17 protein-coding genes and 1 other annotated feature are annotated in these 18,198 nt (G+C 61.8%); of the genes, 6 read left to right on the top strand and 11 right to left on the bottom strand.

Annotated features, from left to right (window positions below; all coding sequences use genetic code 11):
* Window positions 1-162 precede the first annotated feature (162 nt).
* The 4 genes from AACQ95_RS13715 to AACQ95_RS13730 all read right to left on the bottom strand — a co-directional run bounded on the left by AACQ95_RS13715 (window position 163) and on the right by AACQ95_RS13730 (window position 4,372).
* Complete coding sequence (locus AACQ95_RS13715; RefSeq protein ID WP_042037688.1) at window positions 163-492, bottom strand: YbaB/EbfC family nucleoid-associated protein; 330 nt, start codon at window positions 490-492, stop codon at window positions 163-165.
* Window positions 493-617: 125 nt separating this feature from the next.
* Entirely contained in the window at window positions 618-3,137 is a 2,520-nt protein-coding gene (gene dnaX / locus AACQ95_RS13720; protein ID WP_241278774.1) for a DNA polymerase III subunit gamma/tau, read from the bottom strand.
* 179 nt (window positions 3,138-3,316) lie between these two features.
* Window positions 3,317-3,862 carry an adenine phosphoribosyltransferase gene (gene apt, locus AACQ95_RS13725; RefSeq protein ID WP_043134853.1) on the bottom strand — a complete coding sequence of 182 codons (546 nt, stop codon included), beginning with the start codon at window positions 3,860-3,862 and terminating at the stop codon, window positions 3,317-3,319.
* 132 nt (window positions 3,863-3,994) lie between these two features.
* Window positions 3,995-4,372 (bottom strand): YbaN family protein, encoded by a 378-nt coding sequence (locus AACQ95_RS13730; protein ID WP_042871295.1) that lies wholly within the window; start codon window positions 4,370-4,372, stop codon window positions 3,995-3,997.
* Between the two features lie 176 nt (window positions 4,373-4,548).
* Between AACQ95_RS13730 and dusC the strand changes: the two genes are divergently transcribed.
* The 3 genes from dusC (at window position 4,549) to AACQ95_RS13745 (ending at window position 6,812) form a co-directional block, all read left to right on the top strand.
* Window positions 4,549-5,493, top strand: coding sequence for a tRNA dihydrouridine(16) synthase DusC (gene dusC, locus AACQ95_RS13735; RefSeq protein ID WP_241278775.1), 945 nt, complete (start codon window positions 4,549-4,551; stop codon window positions 5,491-5,493).
* 97 nt (window positions 5,494-5,590) lie between these two features.
* Window positions 5,591-5,959, top strand: coding sequence for a TraR/DksA family transcriptional regulator (locus AACQ95_RS13740; protein ID WP_241278776.1), 369 nt, complete (start codon window positions 5,591-5,593; stop codon window positions 5,957-5,959).
* A 94-nt stretch (window positions 5,960-6,053) separates the two neighbouring features.
* A complete protein-coding gene (locus AACQ95_RS13745; RefSeq protein ID WP_241278777.1) occupies window positions 6,054-6,812 on the top strand; it encodes a substrate-binding periplasmic protein in 759 nt (252 codons plus the stop codon).
* Window positions 6,813-6,869: 57 nt separating this feature from the next.
* Here AACQ95_RS13745 and rnd read toward each other — a convergent pair whose 3' ends face one another.
* The 7 genes from rnd to AACQ95_RS13780 all read right to left on the bottom strand — a co-directional run bounded on the left by rnd (window position 6,870) and on the right by AACQ95_RS13780 (window position 14,538).
* Window positions 6,870-7,982 (bottom strand): ribonuclease D, encoded by a 1,113-nt coding sequence (gene rnd, locus AACQ95_RS13750; protein ID WP_241278778.1) that lies wholly within the window; start codon window positions 7,980-7,982, stop codon window positions 6,870-6,872.
* Between the two features lie 81 nt (window positions 7,983-8,063).
* Window positions 8,064-9,743: a long-chain-fatty-acid--CoA ligase FadD gene (gene fadD, locus AACQ95_RS13755; protein WP_103470893.1), complete on the bottom strand. Its 1,680-nt coding sequence runs from the start codon at window positions 9,741-9,743 to the stop codon at window positions 8,064-8,066.
* A 198-nt stretch (window positions 9,744-9,941) separates the two neighbouring features.
* Window positions 9,942-10,793 (bottom strand): alpha/beta fold hydrolase, encoded by an 852-nt coding sequence (locus tag AACQ95_RS13760; protein ID WP_241278779.1) that lies wholly within the window; start codon window positions 10,791-10,793, stop codon window positions 9,942-9,944.
* A gap of 8 nt (window positions 10,794-10,801) precedes the next feature.
* On the bottom strand, window positions 10,802-11,317 hold the full coding sequence (locus tag AACQ95_RS13765) for a Slp family lipoprotein (RefSeq protein ID WP_098984091.1): 516 nt from the start codon (window positions 11,315-11,317) through the stop codon (window positions 10,802-10,804).
* A 106-nt stretch (window positions 11,318-11,423) separates the two neighbouring features.
* Window positions 11,424-12,122 carry a tRNA (adenosine(37)-N6)-threonylcarbamoyltransferase complex dimerization subunit type 1 TsaB gene (gene tsaB / locus AACQ95_RS13770; protein WP_241278780.1) on the bottom strand — a complete coding sequence of 233 codons (699 nt, stop codon included), beginning with the start codon at window positions 12,120-12,122 and terminating at the stop codon, window positions 11,424-11,426.
* A gap of 195 nt (window positions 12,123-12,317) precedes the next feature.
* On the bottom strand, window positions 12,318-14,228 hold the full coding sequence (locus AACQ95_RS13775; protein WP_241278781.1) for an ATP-dependent DNA helicase: 1,911 nt from the start codon (window positions 14,226-14,228) through the stop codon (window positions 12,318-12,320).
* Window positions 14,229-14,295: 67 nt separating this feature from the next.
* Complete coding sequence (locus AACQ95_RS13780) at window positions 14,296-14,538, bottom strand: hypothetical protein (protein ID WP_043134867.1); 243 nt, start codon at window positions 14,536-14,538, stop codon at window positions 14,296-14,298.
* A gap of 186 nt (window positions 14,539-14,724) precedes the next feature.
* Window positions 14,725-14,853: a sequence feature (His leader region), on the top strand.
* Between the two features lie 25 nt (window positions 14,854-14,878).
* Between AACQ95_RS13780 and hisG the strand changes: the two genes are divergently transcribed.
* The 3 genes from hisG to hisC are packed head-to-tail and all read left to right on the top strand — an operon-like array spanning window position 14,879 to window position 18,195.
* The gene (hisG, locus tag AACQ95_RS13785) at window positions 14,879-15,775 is read left to right on the top strand and encodes an ATP phosphoribosyltransferase (protein WP_043134870.1); all 897 of its coding nucleotides are present in this window, start codon (window positions 14,879-14,881) and stop codon (window positions 15,773-15,775) included.
* 12 nt (window positions 15,776-15,787) lie between these two features.
* Entirely contained in the window at window positions 15,788-17,098 is a 1,311-nt protein-coding gene (gene hisD, locus AACQ95_RS13790; RefSeq protein ID WP_241278782.1) for a histidinol dehydrogenase, read from the top strand.
* Window positions 17,095-18,195, top strand: a complete 1,101-nt coding sequence (hisC, locus tag AACQ95_RS13795) for a histidinol-phosphate transaminase (protein WP_241278783.1) — start codon at window positions 17,095-17,097, stop codon at window positions 18,193-18,195. The genes hisD and hisC overlap by 4 nt, the downstream gene beginning before the upstream one ends.
* Window positions 18,196-18,198: the final 3 nt, after the last annotated feature.

The raw sequence follows: 18,198 nt of genomic DNA on the forward strand, positions 1-18,198 counted from the left end.
TGATACAGAGTGCCTGCATCAACTGCGTTCTGGTCATGCTTGATGGGGCTTGCCATGCCAGATGGGGAACGAATGAAACACCCACCCTGCGCCACATCACGGGAACATCAGACCGATCTGGCCCTTAGCCCGCGCCCCTGTCGAAGCATTGGATTGACATCCTTAGAAGGGCAGCTTCATGCCCGGGGGCAGTTGCATGCCACCAGTCAGTTCGCCCATCTTGGTCTTGTTCTGCTCTTCCACACGACGAACGGCATCGTTGACGGCGGCAGCGACCAGATCTTCGATCATCTCTTTGTCATCTTCCATCAGGCTCGGGTCGATCTCGATGCGACGCACGCTGTGGCTGCCGGCCATGGTGACCTTGACCATGCCAGCACCGGCTTCGCCGACCACTTCCATCTGGGCAAGCTGCTCTTGCATCTTCTGCATGCGCTCTTGCATCTGTTGGGCCTGCTTCATCAGGTTCCCCATTCCACCTTTACCAAACATATGTCGTCTCTCGTCTTGAAATCCGGCATCCAGCGCCGGGCTGTAGGTTTGTCTGTCCTAGATGGGGACAAGCAAACCGCTTTTCAACCGGGCACAAGGCCCGGCATGGGTGTTAAACATCGAATTCAATTGCTGAGCGGCTCTATGCTCTCGTGGTGGAGCACGGCGCCGAATCGCTGAACTAAAAACTGCACGTTAGGATCCTGCTCCAGATCCCGGCTTACCTGCTCGCGCACGCCCAGATAGAGGCGATGCTCTATCTCCAGCGGCGTCTCCTGATCGGGCACCAGGCCCAGGGTCACCTCCACCTGCACGGCCTGACCCAGCTCGGGGCCTATGATCTCGGCCAGATCGGCTCGGGCCCGATCGCTGATGAGGTGGCGCTGCTCAGGCTTGAGGGTCAGCAGCACAGTGTCTCCCTGCTGGCGCATGACGGAGTTGATCGCCAGCTGACGCAACCGGCCACCGACCCCGGTGCGGGCAATCAACTCGGCCCAGGGATCGCCGCAGTTGACCAGCAAGGAGGACGGGATCAGTCTGGCGACCTCTTCCCCCTCCTCGGGTTGGCTGTCGCTCTCCAGCTCATCCCAGTCGATGGTCTCCATCACGGAGGCCGCCGCCGGCTGTGGTTCGCTGGCGGCAGCAACCCGGGGCGTCGCGGGGGCGGCGCTGGGGCTGGGCACGGCAGGCGCGACCTGCACCCTCGCGGCCGGCGTACCGTCCAGATCCCAGGGCGGCAGATCGCCCGGGTTGGGACTCGCTCTGGCGGGAACCTGAGCCGGGGCAGCCTGACCATAGGCAGGTCCAGCGCTGGCCGCCGGCACCCGGTTAGGCATGGGCGCACTGGCAGCGGCATCGCTAAAGCCCTGGCTCAGATACTCTTCGTAGTCGCTGCCACTGTCGTCATAGGCATCGAGCGGCGGCAGATCCTCATAACCCGCTACCGCTGAACGCTGGGCTGGCGCCACGACGGCAGGTTGCCAAGCGGTGGATGCGGGCGCCGCAACCGGCTGCGCGATCGGACCGGCCTCGGGGGCCGCCACCGGCCGGGTGGGCGCAACGCGAGGAGGTGCAGATGCAACGGCAGTGGCTCCTGGCTCACCACGCAGGCGGCTGCGCAGCAAATTGCGCTTGCCTAGCAGGCTCTGCATGCTGGACGCGGCTGAGGGCGCAGCTTCCTGCTCGGCAACGGGAGCCGCCTCCATATGAGGCTCGGAGGATGGCGGTGCTGCCAATGAGACATCCTGCATCGCAGGGTCATTCTCGCTGACGGAGGCCATTGGCTCACTCGCGCCAGAGGATCCCTCATAGCCCATCTGCTGCGCCTCACGCAGCAACTCGTCCTGCTCGGCAAACAGCGGCGCACTCAGCGCGTCGCTGGCGCTCTCTTGCTCATCCGCAGCAGAGGGGATGACAGGCTCGGCCTGCACAAGGGTGTGCTCCCCCGAAGCGGGGGCTGGCTCAACCCCCTGTGGCTTTCCCAGCGGGGCCGGTGCGGTCCTTCCTGCCACGGCAAGCCCGGGCGGCAAAGCGGCAAGGTTGGCCGGATGTACGGCCTCACGGCGCGGGGAGAAGGCCAGCATGCGCAGGCAAGTCATCTCGAGCGCGGTGCGGCCATCGGGCGCCCAGGGCAGATCCTTGCGCCCCCCCAGCACTATCTGGTAGCAGAGCTGCACCTCTTCCGGGCTCATGGCCTGGGCCAGCTGCAACAGAGCATCGGCATCGGCCCCCTGCTCCTGTACGGTGGCAGGCAGCAGCTGGGCCATGGCGATGCGATGGAGCAGCCCTTCCAGCTCGGCGTGCAGCTGATCAAAATCGGGCCCCAGGGTCGCAATCTCGGTGATCTTGGCCATGGTCGCCGGGGCATCCTGGCGCAGGATAGCCTCCAGCAACTGGTGAAGGTGGCGATGATCCAGCGTCCCCAGCATGGCCAGCACGCTCTCGAGACGTACGCTGCCATTGCCGTGGGCCAGCGCCTGATCGGTCAGGCTCAGGGCATCGCGCATGCTGCCATCGGCCGATTTGGCCAGGGCCAGCAGGGCGCGCGGCTCGAACGGTTGCCCCTCCTGATCCAGCACCCATTCGAGCTGCTTGGCGATCTGGGTCTGATCCAGACTCTTGAGATGGAACTGCAGGCAGCGGGAAAGGATGGTGATGGGCAGCTTCTGCGGATCCGTGGTGGCCAGCAGGAACTTCACATAGGGGGGCGGCTCTTCCAGGGTTTTGAGCAGGGCGTTGAAGCTGTGGCGCGACAACATGTGCACCTCATCGATGAGGTAGACCTTGAAGCGGCCACGGGCCGGCCGGTACTGCACGTTGTCGAGCAGCTCGCGGGTGTCTTCCACCTTGGTGCGGGACGCCGCATCGATCTCCAGCAGATCGACAAAATTGCCCTGATCGATCTCGCGGCAGGTGTCGCACACACCGCACGGATGGCTGCTGATCCCCTGCTCGCAATTGAGACTCTTGGCCAGAATGCGGGCTATGGTGGTCTTGCCAACCCCACGGGTACCGCTCAGCAGATAGGCGTGATGCAGCCGTCCCTGATCCAGGGCGTTGGTCAAGGCGGTCAGCACATGGTGCTGGCCTACCACTTGTTCAAACGTATGGGGGCGCCATTTACGCGCCAGAACCTGATAGCTCATAAGTCTCGATGCAGGGATGACAAGGCATTGAGGCAGAATGCTAACACAAATGCCAGGCGGGCTGTATCGGCTATCGGCGAGGTCGGGAGGGATCGCTTGAATTTCAAACCGATGCCCGGAGGGGCACCGGTTTCGGGACACGCAGCAGGCTGACGAGGCCTGCGTTGCATCCTGGGGGATTACTCGCCGGCCAGTTCGACCAGTGAGACGACCTTGATGCCGGCCGCCGTCAGGCGCGCATCGCCGCCCAGAGATGGCAGGGAGATGATGAAGGCCGCATCGGCCACATCACCACCTGCACGGCGGATGAGCTTGACGGTCGCATCGACGGTGCCGCCGGTGGCCAGCAGATCGTCCACGACCAGCACCTTGTCACCCGGCACTATGGCATCTGTGTGCAGTTGCAGGGTGTCGGTACCGTATTCGAGGGCATAGGACTCCTCGATCACGTCGCGGGGCAACTTGCCCGGCTTGCGCACAGGCACAAACCCCAAGCCCATGGCGAAGGCGACCGGCGCACCAAAGATGAAGCCGCGGGCCTCGGTGCCGACGATCTTGGTGATCCCTTGATCACGATAATGCTCAGCCAGCAGATCGATGGTGGCCTTGAAGGCCTCCGCGTTCTCTATCAGGCTGGTGATGTCACGAAACAGAATGCCCGGCTTCGGATAGTCGGGGATGGTTTTGATGCTCGCTTCGATAAATTTCAGGGTATCCGGATTCATTGTTTGACCGCTTATTTTTTGAGCCCAGGCGTGGCCGTATTTCTCGATTCCCGCCAGCGGGAAATAAAAAGGCCCGTCACGCAAAATGACAGGCCGACTCCATAGCATTATTGCCGCAATAGCTTAGGGACTTCACTTCGCCATTGCAACTGGCTCCAGTACCGGCAGACGCATTAACCAGGTGAGCAGGATCACCATTATGGCAATGAGCAGCAGCCTGACCCACAGCAGGGGCACCACCGCCAGCGACACCGAGAAAGAGAGCAGGATGAAGATGATGGCCCTGCGCCGGGCGTGGCGGCGAATGCCGCGATACTGCTGCCAATCGGCGATGGGGGGACCAAACCAGGGGTGAGCCAGCAGCCAGCGGTGAAAACGGGGGGACGAGCGGGCAAACAGCGCCGCCGCCAACAACATGAAGGGGGTGGTCGGCAACAACGGCAACACGATTCCTATGATGCCGGTGACGAATGCCAACCAGCCCAATCCCATCAGACACCAACGTTTCATGGCCGCTCCTCTTCCATCCAGCTCTGCTTAGCCTAACAGAGTTGGCCCGAAAGCTGACAGCCCGGTCCCGCGAGCGGCGGCTGATTAGGCTCAACGAGTGGGCTGACGGCTGACAAGACCGGCCATTGCCACTACAATCTGCGCTCTTTTTTCTCCCCTTGTCTTCGGAAGCAGCTATGCGCGTTATTTTGGCCCCCATGCAGGGGGTGCTGGATCACCTGATGCGGGAGGTACTCACCTCCGTCAACGACTACGACCTCTGTGTCAGCGAATTTATCCGCGTGGTCGATCAGCTGCTGCCTGCCAAGGTGTTTTATCGCCTCTGCCCCGAACTCAAGCAGGGCGGCAAGACCCGCGCCGGCACCCCGGTACGGGTGCAACTGCTGGGGCAACACCCCGAATGGCTGGCCGAGAACGCGGTGCGCGCCATCGAACTAGGCTCCCCCGGGGTCGATCTCAACTTCGGCTGCCCCGCCCCCACGGTGAACAAGAGCAAGGGCGGCGCCGTCTTGCTCAAAGAGCCCGACACCATCTACCGCATCGTCAAGGCGGTACGGGAGGCTGTGCCTGCCCACCTGCCGGTCAGCGCCAAGATCCGCCTCGGATACGATGACAAGGATCTCTACCTGGAGAACGCCCAGGCCGTCTATCAGGCGGGGGCCAACGAGCTGGCGGTGCATGCCCGCACCAAGCGCGAAGGCTACAAGGCCCCGGCCCACTGGGAGTATGTGGACGCCATCCGCCGCGCCCTGCCCATCCCGGTCACCGCCAACGGCGAGATCTGGGATCATCAAGATGCGCTGACCTGTGCCCGCGTCTCCGGCTGTGATGCCCTCATGGTCGGGCGCGGCGCCATCTCCCTGCCCAACCTGGCCAACGTGATGAAGACAGGCTGCGCCCACATGAGCTGGGCCCAGGTGCTGCAGCTGATGGTGAACTACACGGAGCAGGATCTGGCCAGCGAGAAGGCGGACTACTACCCAAGCCGCATCAAGCAGTGGTTCAGCTACCTGAAGCGGGAATACCCGCAAGCCGACCTGCTGTTTCGCGACATCCGGCTGCACAAAGAGACGGATCCCATCCGGGAAGCCTTGCTGCAAGCCTCGAAAACTGTGATCTAACCGTCCTTTACTTGACGCATATCATCTTGATAATCCTGTCGTCTCCCTATACTGCCCTGGATTTGTAATTCGTCTGTTGGGGGCTAATGTGTGTGAAATGACGCAAGCTCGGTTGGCCGTGTGGCGTGATCGCCTGCTGACTGACTGGGCGCAAGTAAGAGATGAGTTGATCGGTCAGCTCAAAGCCTGTCGGCGTGACGAGTGGGCGGAAAAAGTGGATCACTGCGAACGGGATCAGCTGGTGGATCTGACCAGTCGCCTCGACTTGCCCAAGGTGGAGCAGAGCGTGGCCAGCCTCAAGCGGATCGATGCCGCCCTCTGTCAAATGGATCTGGGTCTCTATGGCCTCTGTTCCGATTGCGAAGAGCCGCTTGCCATCGAGCAGCTCGAACAGGATCCGACCCTGCAACGCTGCCCGCGCTGCGAAGCCCGCTATCGCAAGGGATTCCACGCCCACGAACTCTGAGGGATGCACATTCGTGCATCCTCGCTTCCGGGCTGGTTAGCCTGCCGTTTCTATCCAATAATCAACAACAACCACGCTGAACAGAGACAGATCCGTGTACAGAGTCTTGTTGTTATGGTGTCTGTGTTGCACCGCCTGGGCTCAGGAGTCACTGGTCGTGGGCTGGTCAAGCTGGCATCCGTTCAGCTTTCGCGATGAACAGCAGCAGTTGCAGGGGCTGGACATCGACTTGCTGGAGGCCATCTTCAGCCGGGCCGGTTTTGACGCCAGTTACAGCGAGATGCCCTGGGCCCGCGTGCTGCGCGAGCTGGAGTTCGGCTCCATACAGTTGGCCATGTCCGCCAGTCAAACCGCCCAGCGTGAACAGTTCGTCCGCTTTTCCATTCCCTATCGCAATGAAGAGACTGTGCTGCTCATCCGGCGCCAGGACACGTCACGCTGGCAGGGGATAACCCAGCTCTCCGATCTGCTGCCTCACACCGAATTCACCATAGGCATGCTGCGCGACTTTGACTATGGCGTGGATTTTCGTGCCTTCATGCAATCTCCCCAGCTGAAGGATCGCCTGCTCGTCAGGCTGCGGCTGGACCAGCTGGTGAAATTGCTGCTGGCAGGCCGCATCCAGGGTGTGGTCATGGATCCCATGGGGCTGCAGGAGCTGAGCCTCGTTGGCATGCCACTCGATGAGCTGGCCACACTGCTCACTATCCAGCAGACACCCGTGCATTTGATGCTGAGCCGCCGCACCACCACGCCCCAGCAGTTGCAACGGCTCGATGAGGCCATCCGGGCGCTGCTGCAGAGCCCGGAATATGGGCAGATCCTCGCACGCTACCGCTACCCGCTGCAGTGAGGCATAGTGAGACAGATAAAAAAATGGGCCCATCGGGCCCATTGTTGACTGTGTCGCTTATTGTGCCAGCAGGTGACCCACCAGCTCATGACGCCACCCTTGCAGCAGCATGGGCTTGTCGGCGCGAGCGCGCTCTTCATCGCTCATGCGCCAGCTCCAGGTGAAGTACTGGTGAATGATCTTCTTGCTCGCCACCAGTTCCGGCGGAATGTTGCTGGCCTTGGCCTTCTCTTCCACCATTCCCTTGATGCGCTTGAGCTCGGCCTTGTACTGGGGATAATCCACCAGCCGGCGAATGGGCTCTGGCCAGCTCGCAGGGTCGCTCTGCTGGGCCGTCGCGACTATGTCCAGCATCCGCTTGCCATGGATCTTGATTTCGATGGGAGCCAGCCCCAGCTCGTTGAGATCGCGCAGCGACGTGGGTTTGCGCTCCGCCACCTTGAACAGGTGCAGCTCCTTGACCACGAAGTTGAGGGCCAGATCCCGCCGTACCGCCTCTTGCTGGCGCCAGGCGGCCAGCTCGCGCAGTATGGCCAGTTCACGGCGCCCCAGTTGCCAGGCATTGATGATCTCGAGATAGGCCTGACGGGGATCGCTGCCCTGGGTTTTGCGGGCCGAGTGGTTCTGACACTCCTGCTCGAACCAGGCAAACTTGCCGCTCTCATGCAGCCGGGCCATCACCTTCTCGTAGAGCGGCATCAGGTAGAACACATCGGCCGCCGCGTATTCGAGCTGACGCTCGGTGAGCGGACGAGCGAGCCAGTCGGTACGGGCCTGATCCTTCTCCAACTCCACCCCGAGGAACTCCTTGACCAGGGCGCCGAAGCCCACCGAGACGCCGTGCCCCAGGAAGGCAGTCGCCAGCTGGGTGTCGTGCATCTGATTGGGCAGATGGCCGGCCTCGTGCTGGATCAGCTCCAGATCTTCGCCGGAGGCGTGCAATATGGCGATCTGCCCTGCCCGGCCAAGCCGTTGCCAGAGAGGGGTGAGATCCAGGGCCAGGGGATCCAGCAGGGCCAGGTGCTCGCCATCATAGATCTGGAACAGGCCCAGTTGGGGGTAATAGGTGCGGGTGCGAACGAATTCAGTATCTATGGCCAGGGGAACGTCGGCCAGGGAAGCGAGATACTGTTCCAGTTCGGCTTGCTGTGAAATGAGTTGATAGTGCATCTTTGCCTGCGCGTTGATCAGGGCCAAAAGAAAAAACCGTGGCATGACCCACGGTTTTGCATGACAGCGGCGCATCGCCCGCTATTGCTGCTTGGCAATTTCCTCGTCGCGCAGCACGCGGCGCAGGATCTTGCCCACATTGGTCTTGGGAAGTTCGTCGCGAAATTCTACCAGTTTCGGCACCTTATAGGCAGTCAGATGTGTGCGGCAGTGGGCAATAATCTCGTCCTCCTGCAGTTTTGCATCTTTCTTGACCACGAAGATCTTCACCAGCTCGCCGGACACCTTGTGCGGCACACCGACCGCCGCCACTTCCAGCACCTTGGGGTGAAGCGCCACCACGTCCTCGATCTCGTTCGGATAGACGTTGAAGCCCGAGACCAGGATCATGTCCTTCTTGCGATCGACGATCTTGAAGAAGCCCTGCTCGTCGCACACGGCGATATCGCCGGTACAGAGCCAACCATCCTGCATCACCTCGGCAGTAGCCTCTGGACGCTGCCAGTAACCCACCATCACCTGGGGGCCGCGCACCTGCATCTCGCCGGGCTTGCCAAATTCGGTGATCACCTGACCGGCGTCATCCACCAGCCGGATGTCGGTGGAGCAGACCGGCAGACCGATGGAGCCGTTGTAGTCGAGCAGATCGTAGGGGCAGACGCTCACCAGCGGCGAACACTCGGTCAGGCCATAACCTTCCAGCAGCGGGGTATCGGTCAGTCCCTTCCACTGTTCGGCCACCGCCCGTTGCACCGCCATGCCCCCCCCTATGGTCAGCTTCAGCTTGCTGAAATCCATCGACTGGAATTCGCCGTTGTTGACCAGGGCATTGAACAGGGTGTTGACCCCTGTGATGCAGGTGAAGGGGTATTTTCTGATCTCTTTGACGAAGCCCGGGATGTCGCGCGGGTTGCTGATGAGCAGGTTGTATCCCCCCATGCGCATGAACAGCAGGCAGTTCACGGTCAGGGCGAAGACGTGGTAGAGCGGCAGTGCCGTGACCACGAACTCCTTGCCCCGCTCCAGCATGGGGCCGTAGACGCCGAGGCACTGCTCGACGTTGGCGATCATGTTGCGATGGGTCAGCATGGCCCCCTTGGAGAGGCCTGTGGTGCCGCCTGTGTACTGCAGGAAGGCGAGATCGTCGTTGGTGATCTCGGGCTTGATGTACTGCAGGTAACGGCCCTTGGAGAGGGCCTGACGCATGGTGCTGGCATGGGGCAGGTTGTATTTGGGCACCAGCTTCTTGACGTATTTCACCACGAAGTTGACCAGCGTGCCCTTGGCCAGCCCCAGGTTGTCGCCCATGCGGGTCAGGATGACGTGCTTGATCGGGGTGTCGTAGACCACTTTTTCCAGGGTATGGGCAAAGTTGGAGACGATGACGATGGCCTTGGCGCCAGAGTCCTTGAGCTGATGCTCCAGCTCGCGCGGGGTATAGAGCGGGTTGACGTTCACCACTATCATGCCAGCGCGCAGTATGCCGAACACGGCGATGGGGTATTGCAACAGGTTCGGCATCATCACGGCCACCCGATCACCCTGGCTGAGCTTGAGCTCGTTTTGCAGGTAGGCGGCAAAGGCGCGGGACTGCTCTTCCAGTCGGCGGTAGGTGATGGTCTGCCCCATGTTGACGAAGGCAGGTTGATCGGCGAACTCGGTCACCGATGCCTCAAACATGTCGACCAGGGAGCTGTATTGGTCTGGGTTGATCTCGGCGGGGACTCCTTCCGGATAACGCTTCAGCCAGACTTTTTCCACGAACTTCTCCTGCATAACTAGCACCTGTGCGCTCACTGTGTTGCCTCCGTCCCTGTTCACATCCATTTAAATCGGTTGTTTTAAGCTCATGCTCTAATGCCGCACATATTTACATAGGGCAACATCAATTAACAGCAAATTAACAACGGAAAAGTGTGAGGGGGAAGACAAACCTGGAATTATTGAAAGCTGGTGATTCTACCGAATTTGACAAAATTTTTCGATACAAACGGCGGTATCGACCGAATTTTCCATATGAAAATGATGGTTTCCCGCCAAAACGACCATTTCTATTCGCTCGAATGCGCCATGACGCAACTGCCACTGCGCCAGCAGGCTGGCAAAGCCCTGCTCACCCCGGATGAAGAGCACAGGGCAGCGGATAGCCCGGATCAGCGCCTGGGCCTGGCCTTCGCTCATGCGAAGTGGCGACAGATCCCGCAATCTGGGGTCGCTGCGCCAATGCCAGCGCCCGGCCCGCTCCACCAGTTGTCGCTCGCAGATAAGGCGTGCCGAACCCGGGCCAATGTCGGCCACCTTGCAGCGCGCCGCCACCGCTTCATCGATGGACGCAAAGCCCTGGGAGGCTCGCTCACGGGTGCGGCTGCGATTTAACATCGCCCGCCGCAGCTGGGCCGGCACCTCCTCATCGGGCTGGCTCAAGGGGCCCAGCCCCTCCAGCATGATGAGCCGCTCCACCTGCTCGGGGAAGACACCGGCATAGGCGGAGGCGATCAGCGCCCCGAGGGAGTGACCGAGCAGGCTGAAATGCGACCAGCCTGCCGCCTGAACGATCTGGTAGAGATCATCCAGCCAGTCGACAAAAACATAGGGGGTGGTTTTGTGATCCGAGTGGCCATGGCCCGGCAGATCGACGCAGATCAGATGAAAATTAGCCAGATAGGGGGCCAGAGGCAGAAAGCTGGCGCCGTTGTCGAGCCAGCCGTGCAAGGCGATCAGCAGCGGCTTGCCCTGCTGCTCGTTGTCAAGCAAGGCCACCCGGCGACCATCGGTCAGGGTGACCATTTTCTCCTGCATGATGAGTGTCATGAGCAACCTTAGCGACGCAGCGGCCGTCTCGGCCAGAAGGGATCATAGAAGGGGTCGTAGAAGTAAGGGTCCATGTAGCGGATCTCCACCTCTTTCACCGGTGGCCACAGCTTGCTGGAGCTGACATCGAGCACGGAGAAGCGATACTTGTGCTGGCCAATCTGGCCATCCACCGGTTTGCCGATAGTGCCGAGCACCGTCAGGCTGCGCCCCTTGGCGTACAGGGTCGGATCGACGAAGCCCTTCATGACAGCGAAAAATCGACCCGGGCTCTGCTCGGTCTGCTCCGGCACGCCGTTGGGTTTGAGCGGCAGATAAACCATTTCGATGACACTCTTTTCCGTCAAATTGTGCACCGCCGAGATGACTCCGCTCCAGCGCGCCGGCTTGCCTTCCTGACCAGCCAGGGCAGGCTGATACGCCACCAGCTGGCTTTCCGGCTCATAGGCCAGCTCCTTGGGCACGGAGCTGCACGCGCCGAGCAACAAGCCCGCTACCCCTATCACAATCGCACGTTTCATCATGTCACTCTCCTGTTTGCCGAATACCGAACCTGTTACCAGACCCTGTCCGGCATGGGGATCCTGGTTTATGGCAGGAGCGACAGGCATGCCACGCCGCTTCCTGCCCTTATTCGCGACCCGGCAGTTTTTTCCAGGTTACCTTGTCTCGCAAGTATACCGGGGTGGCCTGCTCCACAGGTACAGCCTCCCCCGCCAGCAAGGCGGCACGCGCCAGCGGCAGCATGTCGACGGCCGCCGGGAAGCGCACCTGGCTCATGACAACCTCCTCGGCCAGACCACCCAGGATCTCGCCATAGGTCTCAAAGCCGGTGCCGACACGGGTCCAGCGACCCGCCAGCGGGCCAGACGCCACCAGCGCAGCCGGATCGCTCACGACCTCTTCACCCACCAGCTGCATGCGGCCCTCCTTCAGCGCGTACTGACCGAAGTAGACCTCCCCCATGCGCGCATCGATGGCGGTCAACACCCGCTCGGCGCCTTCCAGCCGATAAGCCCCCTGCGCCATGGCGGCCAGAGTGGAGATGCCGATGAGCGGCACGCCAACCCCGAAGGCCAGTCCCTGGGCCACGCTGATCCCGATCCGCACGCCGGTGAAAGAACCCGGACCACGCCCGAACGCTATGGCATCGAGCTCGCTCAAGGCTATCCCGGCATCGTCCAACACAGCCTGAACCATGGGCAAGATTTTACGGGTGTGATCCCGCGGCGCCTCTTCCCAGCGGGAGAACAGCTTGTCGCCCACCAGCAGGGCAGCGGAGCAGGCTTCGGTGGCGGTATCAACGGCCAGGATCTTCAACTCGTTCATGCTTTCCAATCTCTATAAAATCAGTCAATTACGTAACCGGCAAGCAAGTTGTGCTCGCCCGTTGTTCAATTCTGTCATCTATCTGCAAGCGGCTCGATGAAAAACCCTCGAAGCGGGCTGCGTGGCCGCCGCATCTCTTGAGAAAATAGCCTTGACTGCCATCAACAGGCCACTGGATACCCATCAGCGGAGCACCTATTCGCCGCGATCGAAGAAACTCCCCAGCGTCCCTAGCTCCCGGGTACGGGGAATGGCGGGCAGACTCTTGATAAAGGTGGCGCCGTAGGGTTTGTTGACCATGCGTGGATCACAGATGACCAGTACGCCGTGATCACTGCGATCACGAATGAGCCGCCCCACCCCCTGCTTGAGCGCTATCACCGCCTTGGGCAGTTGCAGCTCGGCGAAGGGATCGCCCCCCTTGAGCTTGCAATCATCGACTCGCGCCTTGAGCAGCGGGTCGTCCGGGCTGGCAAACGGTAGCTTGTCGATGATAACACACGACAACGCGGCCCCTCGCACGTCTATCCCCTCCCAGAAGCTGCTGGTGGCCACCAGCACGGCGCGGCCATTCTCCACGAACTCCTTGAGCAGCCGCTGCTTGTTGTCCTCCCCCTGCAGCAGCACGGTGCGGCCTATCTCGCGGCGCAACACCTCGGCCACCTGGCGCATCACCTGATGGCTGGTGCAGAGGAAGAAACAGCCCCCCGGCGTCTTGTTGATGAGGGGGATCATCAGCTGGGCCAGCTGCTCGCCCCGCCCGAAGGCGTTGGGCTCGGGCAGAAAACGGGGCACGCACAGCCGCGCCTGTTCGGCGTAATCAAACGGGCTGTCGAGGATGAGCTCGGCGCTGCCCGCGAGCCCGAGTTCGGCCACAAAGTGATCGAAGCGCATGTCCACCGTCAGGGTGGCGGAGGTAAAGATCCAGGCCACCTCGGGGCGCAGCACCTCGGCGCCAAAGCGCTCGGCCACCGACAGCGGGGTGATGTTGAGGGAGAAGTGCAGCCGCGAGCAGTCATACCAGTAGGAGAAGCCGGTCTGGTTGATGGTCAGCACCTCCTCAAGACGGGCGCGCAGCTCGCAGATCCGCTCGAAGGCGTGATCCAGCTGCTCACCGCGCCCCAGCGCGAGTTTGAGCACCTCGTAACAGAGCCCGAGGGCATCGTTGAGGCGGGCCAGCGCCTGGGCCCAGAGCGGCTGGCGCAACATGTCGCGGGTATTGCCACGGCCGCCGTCCACCCCGAAGGCGAGGCGCAGATCCTGGCTGGCGATGGAGAGCCGGTCCGCCGCCTTGCCAAGCTGCCCCATGTCGTGGGCCTCGGCGCGATAGGCAAGCTGGATATCCTGCGCCAGATCCTGGATGGTACGGCTGCCCACCGATTTGCCGAAGTAGTTGGTGGCGATCTCCGCCAACTGGTGCGCCTCGTCGAACACATAGACCTGGGCTTCTGGCACCAGCTCACCAAATCCCGTGTCTTTCACCGCCATATCGGCGAAGAAGAGGTGATGATTGATCACCACCACCTGGGCATCCATGGCACGGCGGCGGGCCACCACCAGATGGCAGTCGTCGTAATAGGGGCAGTCGCGGCCGAGGCAGTTGTCGTTGGTACTGGTGACGTGGGCCAGGATCTCGGCGTTCTCCTGCAGACCCGGGATATCACCCACATCGCCGTTGTCGGTGGCAGTGGACCAGGATTTGACCTTGACCAGATCGTTGAGGACTTCCGGCTTTTGCAGATGGGATTCGCTGAGCAGGCGGTTCATCCGCTCTATGCACAGGTAGTTGCTGCGCCCCTTGAGCAGGGCCACCGGCGGGGTGTAGGAGAGTGCCCCCGTGATGGTGGGGAGGTCTCGGTAGAAGAGCTGCTCCTGCAGGTTCTTGGAACCTGTGCTGATCACCACCCGCTTGCCGGACTCCAGCGCCGGCACCAGATAGGCATAGGTCTTGCCAGTGCCCGTGCCCGCCTCCACCAGCAGACGGCCACCGCTTTTGATGGCGCTGGAGACGGCCTCGGCCATGGCCAGTTGCGGGGCGCGGGCAACAAAGCCGTCGATGTGGCTGGCCAGAGGGCCATCTGGCTTGAACAGGGTCTGGATGGTCAAAAGGGCGTCCCGCAGCAAAAGCGGGCATTATGCCAAAAATGCGGTGAAAGCGGGACTGATAATGCGTTCAGACGAAGAGATCGATCTGGTGCTCGGGATCCGGCTTGTGATCGTCCTCTTCGGGCTTTGGCTGATCACGTTTGGCAGAGGGGTAGGCCTGCTGGCGCTGCTGGGACTCACCGTTGTCGGTGCTGGTCTTGCGCAACTGGTGCTTCTGGCTGATCTGGGTCACTTCCCGCTTGATGTCGTCAGGACTCGGGGTCGCTGGCGCCCGCGGCAAAATGGGAAACAACAGGTCCTGGCTGGGCATGATCTCGCCTCCTCTGGGGCATCTTGTCTAGTTATCGACCAAGAAACCGTTTTCTCAACTTTAATCGATGGAATCACATTTTCGAGTTGCTTTTTCCGTCAAGGAAGGTAGTTTAAATCGGGCGTCAACTACGACATCTTATTTGTAAAGGATTAGTTACATGAAGTTCACCCTGCTGAAGACTCATCACCACCATCATCATCCCGACTAGTCTTTCAGGAGGTTGACTGCTGGAAGACACTTAACTGGTGACTTCCAAAAGGACCGCAAGATTCATAAACCCTCGGAAGCACATACTTCCGAGGGTTTTTTCGTTTTTGACTAGAAGGAAATCGAGCAAATGGAAACACAACGCCTGCGTATCGCCATGCAAAAGTCCGGTCGTCTAAGCCAGGATTCCCAGGCCCTGTTCAAGAGCTGCGGCCTCAAGATCAACCTGCGCGAGCAGCGCCTTATCGCCCATGTGGAAAACATGCCCATCGACATACTGCGGGTGCGTGATGACGACATCCCCGGTCTGGTGATGGAAGGGGTGGTCGACCTTGGCATCATAGGTGAGAACGTGCTGGAAGAGGCGCAGCTCATTCGCGCCTCCCAGGGGCTGCCCGCGGAAGTGAAAACCCTCAAGCAGCTCGATTTCGGGGGCTGCCGCCTGTCGCTGGCGGTGCCGGACGATGTGGCCTACACGGGGCCGCAGAGCCTGGCGGGCAAGCGCATCGCCACCTCCTACCCAGGTCTGCTCAAGCGCTTCTTCGATGAGAAGGGGCTCAATTTCAAGAGCGTCATGCTGGGCGGCTCGGTGGAAGTGGCGCCGCGCGCTGGTCTGGCCGATGCCATCTGCGATCTGGTCTCCACAGGCGCGACCCTGGAGGCCAACGGCCTCAAAGAGGTGGAGGTGATCTACCGCTCCAAGGCGGTGCTGGTGCAGGCCCCCAACCCCTTGAATGAGGCCAAGCAGAAGCTGATCGACAAGCTGCTGCCCCGCATCCAGGGCATGCAACAGGCGCGCGAGAGCAAGTACATCATGCTACACGCCCCCAAAGACAAGCTCGATGCCATCACGGATCTGCTGCCCGGCGCCGAGCGCCCTACCATAATGCAGCTGGCCGGTGACACCAATCAGGTGGCGCTGCACGTGGTATCCAGCGAGACCCTGTTCTGGGAAACCATGGAGCAGCTCAAGGCCCTCGGTGCCAGCTCCATCCTGGTGCTGCCCATCGAAAAAATGATGGAATAAGGAGGGGACACCATGCAGACCCTGATCTGGAAGACCCTCTCCCCCGCCCAGCAAACCGACGTGCTGACCCGGCCCGCCCTCAATGACGAGGCGGACATAGGCGCCGTGGTCAAGGAGATCATCGCAGCCGTGCGCAGCCGTGGCGACGAGGCCCTGCGCGAGCTCGGCCTGCGTTTCGAACGCGCCCCCCGTGAACAACTGCGGGTCAGCGAGGCCGAAATCGAGGCCGCCTGTGCGCGGCTGGATGATGACATCAAGAGTGCCATCGAAGCCGCGATTGCCAATATTCGCACCTTCCACGCCGCCCAGGTGCAGCCGGTGGTGCGGGTCGAGACCCAGCCCGGCGTGGTATGCGAGCTGCGCACCCAGCCCATCAGCCGGGTCGGTCTTTATGTGCCGGGGGGCAGTGCACCGCTCCCCTCCACCGTCATGATGCTGGCCATTCCGGCACGCCTAGCTGGTTGCCGTGAGGTGGTGCTCTGCACCCCGTCGCCAGCCAGCGACGAGATACTGTTTGCCGCCCGCGCCTGCGGCGTCGAGAAGGTATTCGCCATCGGCGGCGCCCAGGCCATCGCCGCCATGGCCTATGGCAGCGAGAGCATCCCCAAGGTGGACAAGATCTTCGGTCCGGGCAACGCCTACGTGACAGAGGCCAAGGGCCAGGTCTCCCGTGACTGGCGCGGCGCCGCCATCGACATGCCTGCCGGCCCCTCCGAGGTGCTGGTGATTGCCGACGAGAGCGCCAATCCGGCGTTTGTGGCGGCAGATCTGCTTTCCCAGGCCGAGCACGGCCCCGACAGTCAGGTGGTGCTGGTCACCACCTCTCCGCTGCTGGCCGATGCCATTGCCGGCGAGATCAAGGGCCAGCTGGCCCGGCTCAGCCGCCGGGACATCGCTGCCAAGGCGCTGGGCGCCAGCCTGGTGATCCTCTGCGACAGCCTGGACGAGGCCTGCGCCATCTCCAACGCCTATGCCCCCGAGCACCTGATAGTTCAGACCCAGGCGCCGCGGGAACTGCTCGGCAAGCTCGAGAACGCCGGCTCCATCTTCCTCGGCCAGTGGACACCGGAGTCGGTCGGCGATTACGCCAGCGGCACCAACCACACCTTGCCCACTTACGGCTACGCCCGCACCTGCTCGAGCCTGGGGCTGGCCGATTACCAGCGCCGCTACACCGTGCAGGAGCTGAGCGTCGAGGGCATCCAGGGGCTCGGCCCCATAGTCCAGCGCATCGCCCAGGCAGAAGGGCTCGATGGCCACAAAAACGCCGTCACCCTCAGGTTGAGCGCACTTTCAAACCAGCCGCAGAAGGATTTGTCATGAGCATCGCCAATCTGGCCCGCCGCGTGGTGCGGGCCCTCACCCCTTACCAATCCGCCCGCCGCATCGGCGGCAAGGGCCACATCTGGCTCAATGCCAACGAGGCGCCGCAGGCCTACCCCTTCACCATCGAGGGGAGTCGCCTCAACCGCTACCCCGAGCCCCAACCGGCCGAGGTGATCAACGGCTACGCCGCCTATGCGGGTGTGAGCCCAAGTCAGGTGCTGGTGAGCCGGGGCGCCGACGAGGCCATAGAGCTGCTTGTTCGCACCTTCTGCGAGGCGGGGCAGGATCAGATCCTGATCTGCCCCCCCACCTACGGCATGTACGCCATCAGTGCCGAGACCTGTGGCGTGGGTATCGTCGAACAGCCTTTGACGGCCAGCCGTCAGCCGGACTGGTCCGCCATCGCCGACCGCCTCTCCGACGTCAAGCTGGTGTTCCTCTGCTCCCCCAACAACCCCACCGGGGATCTGATGGGTCGAGACGGCTTGATCGCCCTGCTGGAGAAGGCCAGAAAGCGCGCCATTATCGTGGTCGACGAGGCCTATATCGAGTTCTGTCCAGAGGCGTCCGTGGTGGACTTGCTGGCCCGTTTCCCCAATCTGGTGGTGACCCGCACCCTCTCCAAGGCCTTTGCCCTGGCCGGGATCCGCTGCGGCTTTACGCTGGCGAGCCCCGAGGTGATCGCCATGCTGGCCAAGGTGATAGCTCCCTACCCCATCCCGGATCCCATCGCCCAGATAGCGACGCAGGCGCTCTCCCCCATGGGACTGGAGCTAATGCAGGAGCGGGTCACCGAGCTCAACAAGCAGAAGGCGTTGATCAAGGCCGAGCTGGCCAGCCTGGCCTGCGTGCGGGAGCTTTTCGAGGACAAGGGCAACTTCATACTGGTGCGCTTCGTTGACGGCGCCACCGTCTTTGCCGCCATGAAGGCCGCCGGCATCATATTGCGGGATTTCTCCACCAAGCCGGGCCTGGACAACAGCATTCGCATCACCATCGGCTATCAGGGCGAAATGGATGCAGTGATCGCAGTATTGCGAGACGTCTCGGCCAACCAGATGCCACTCAACAACCCGTCTGCCGCCAGCGTATAAGGA

Source organism: Aeromonas sp. MR19, assembly GCF_963899305.1.
GTDB lineage: Bacteria > Pseudomonadota > Gammaproteobacteria > Enterobacterales > Aeromonadaceae > Aeromonas > Aeromonas bestiarum.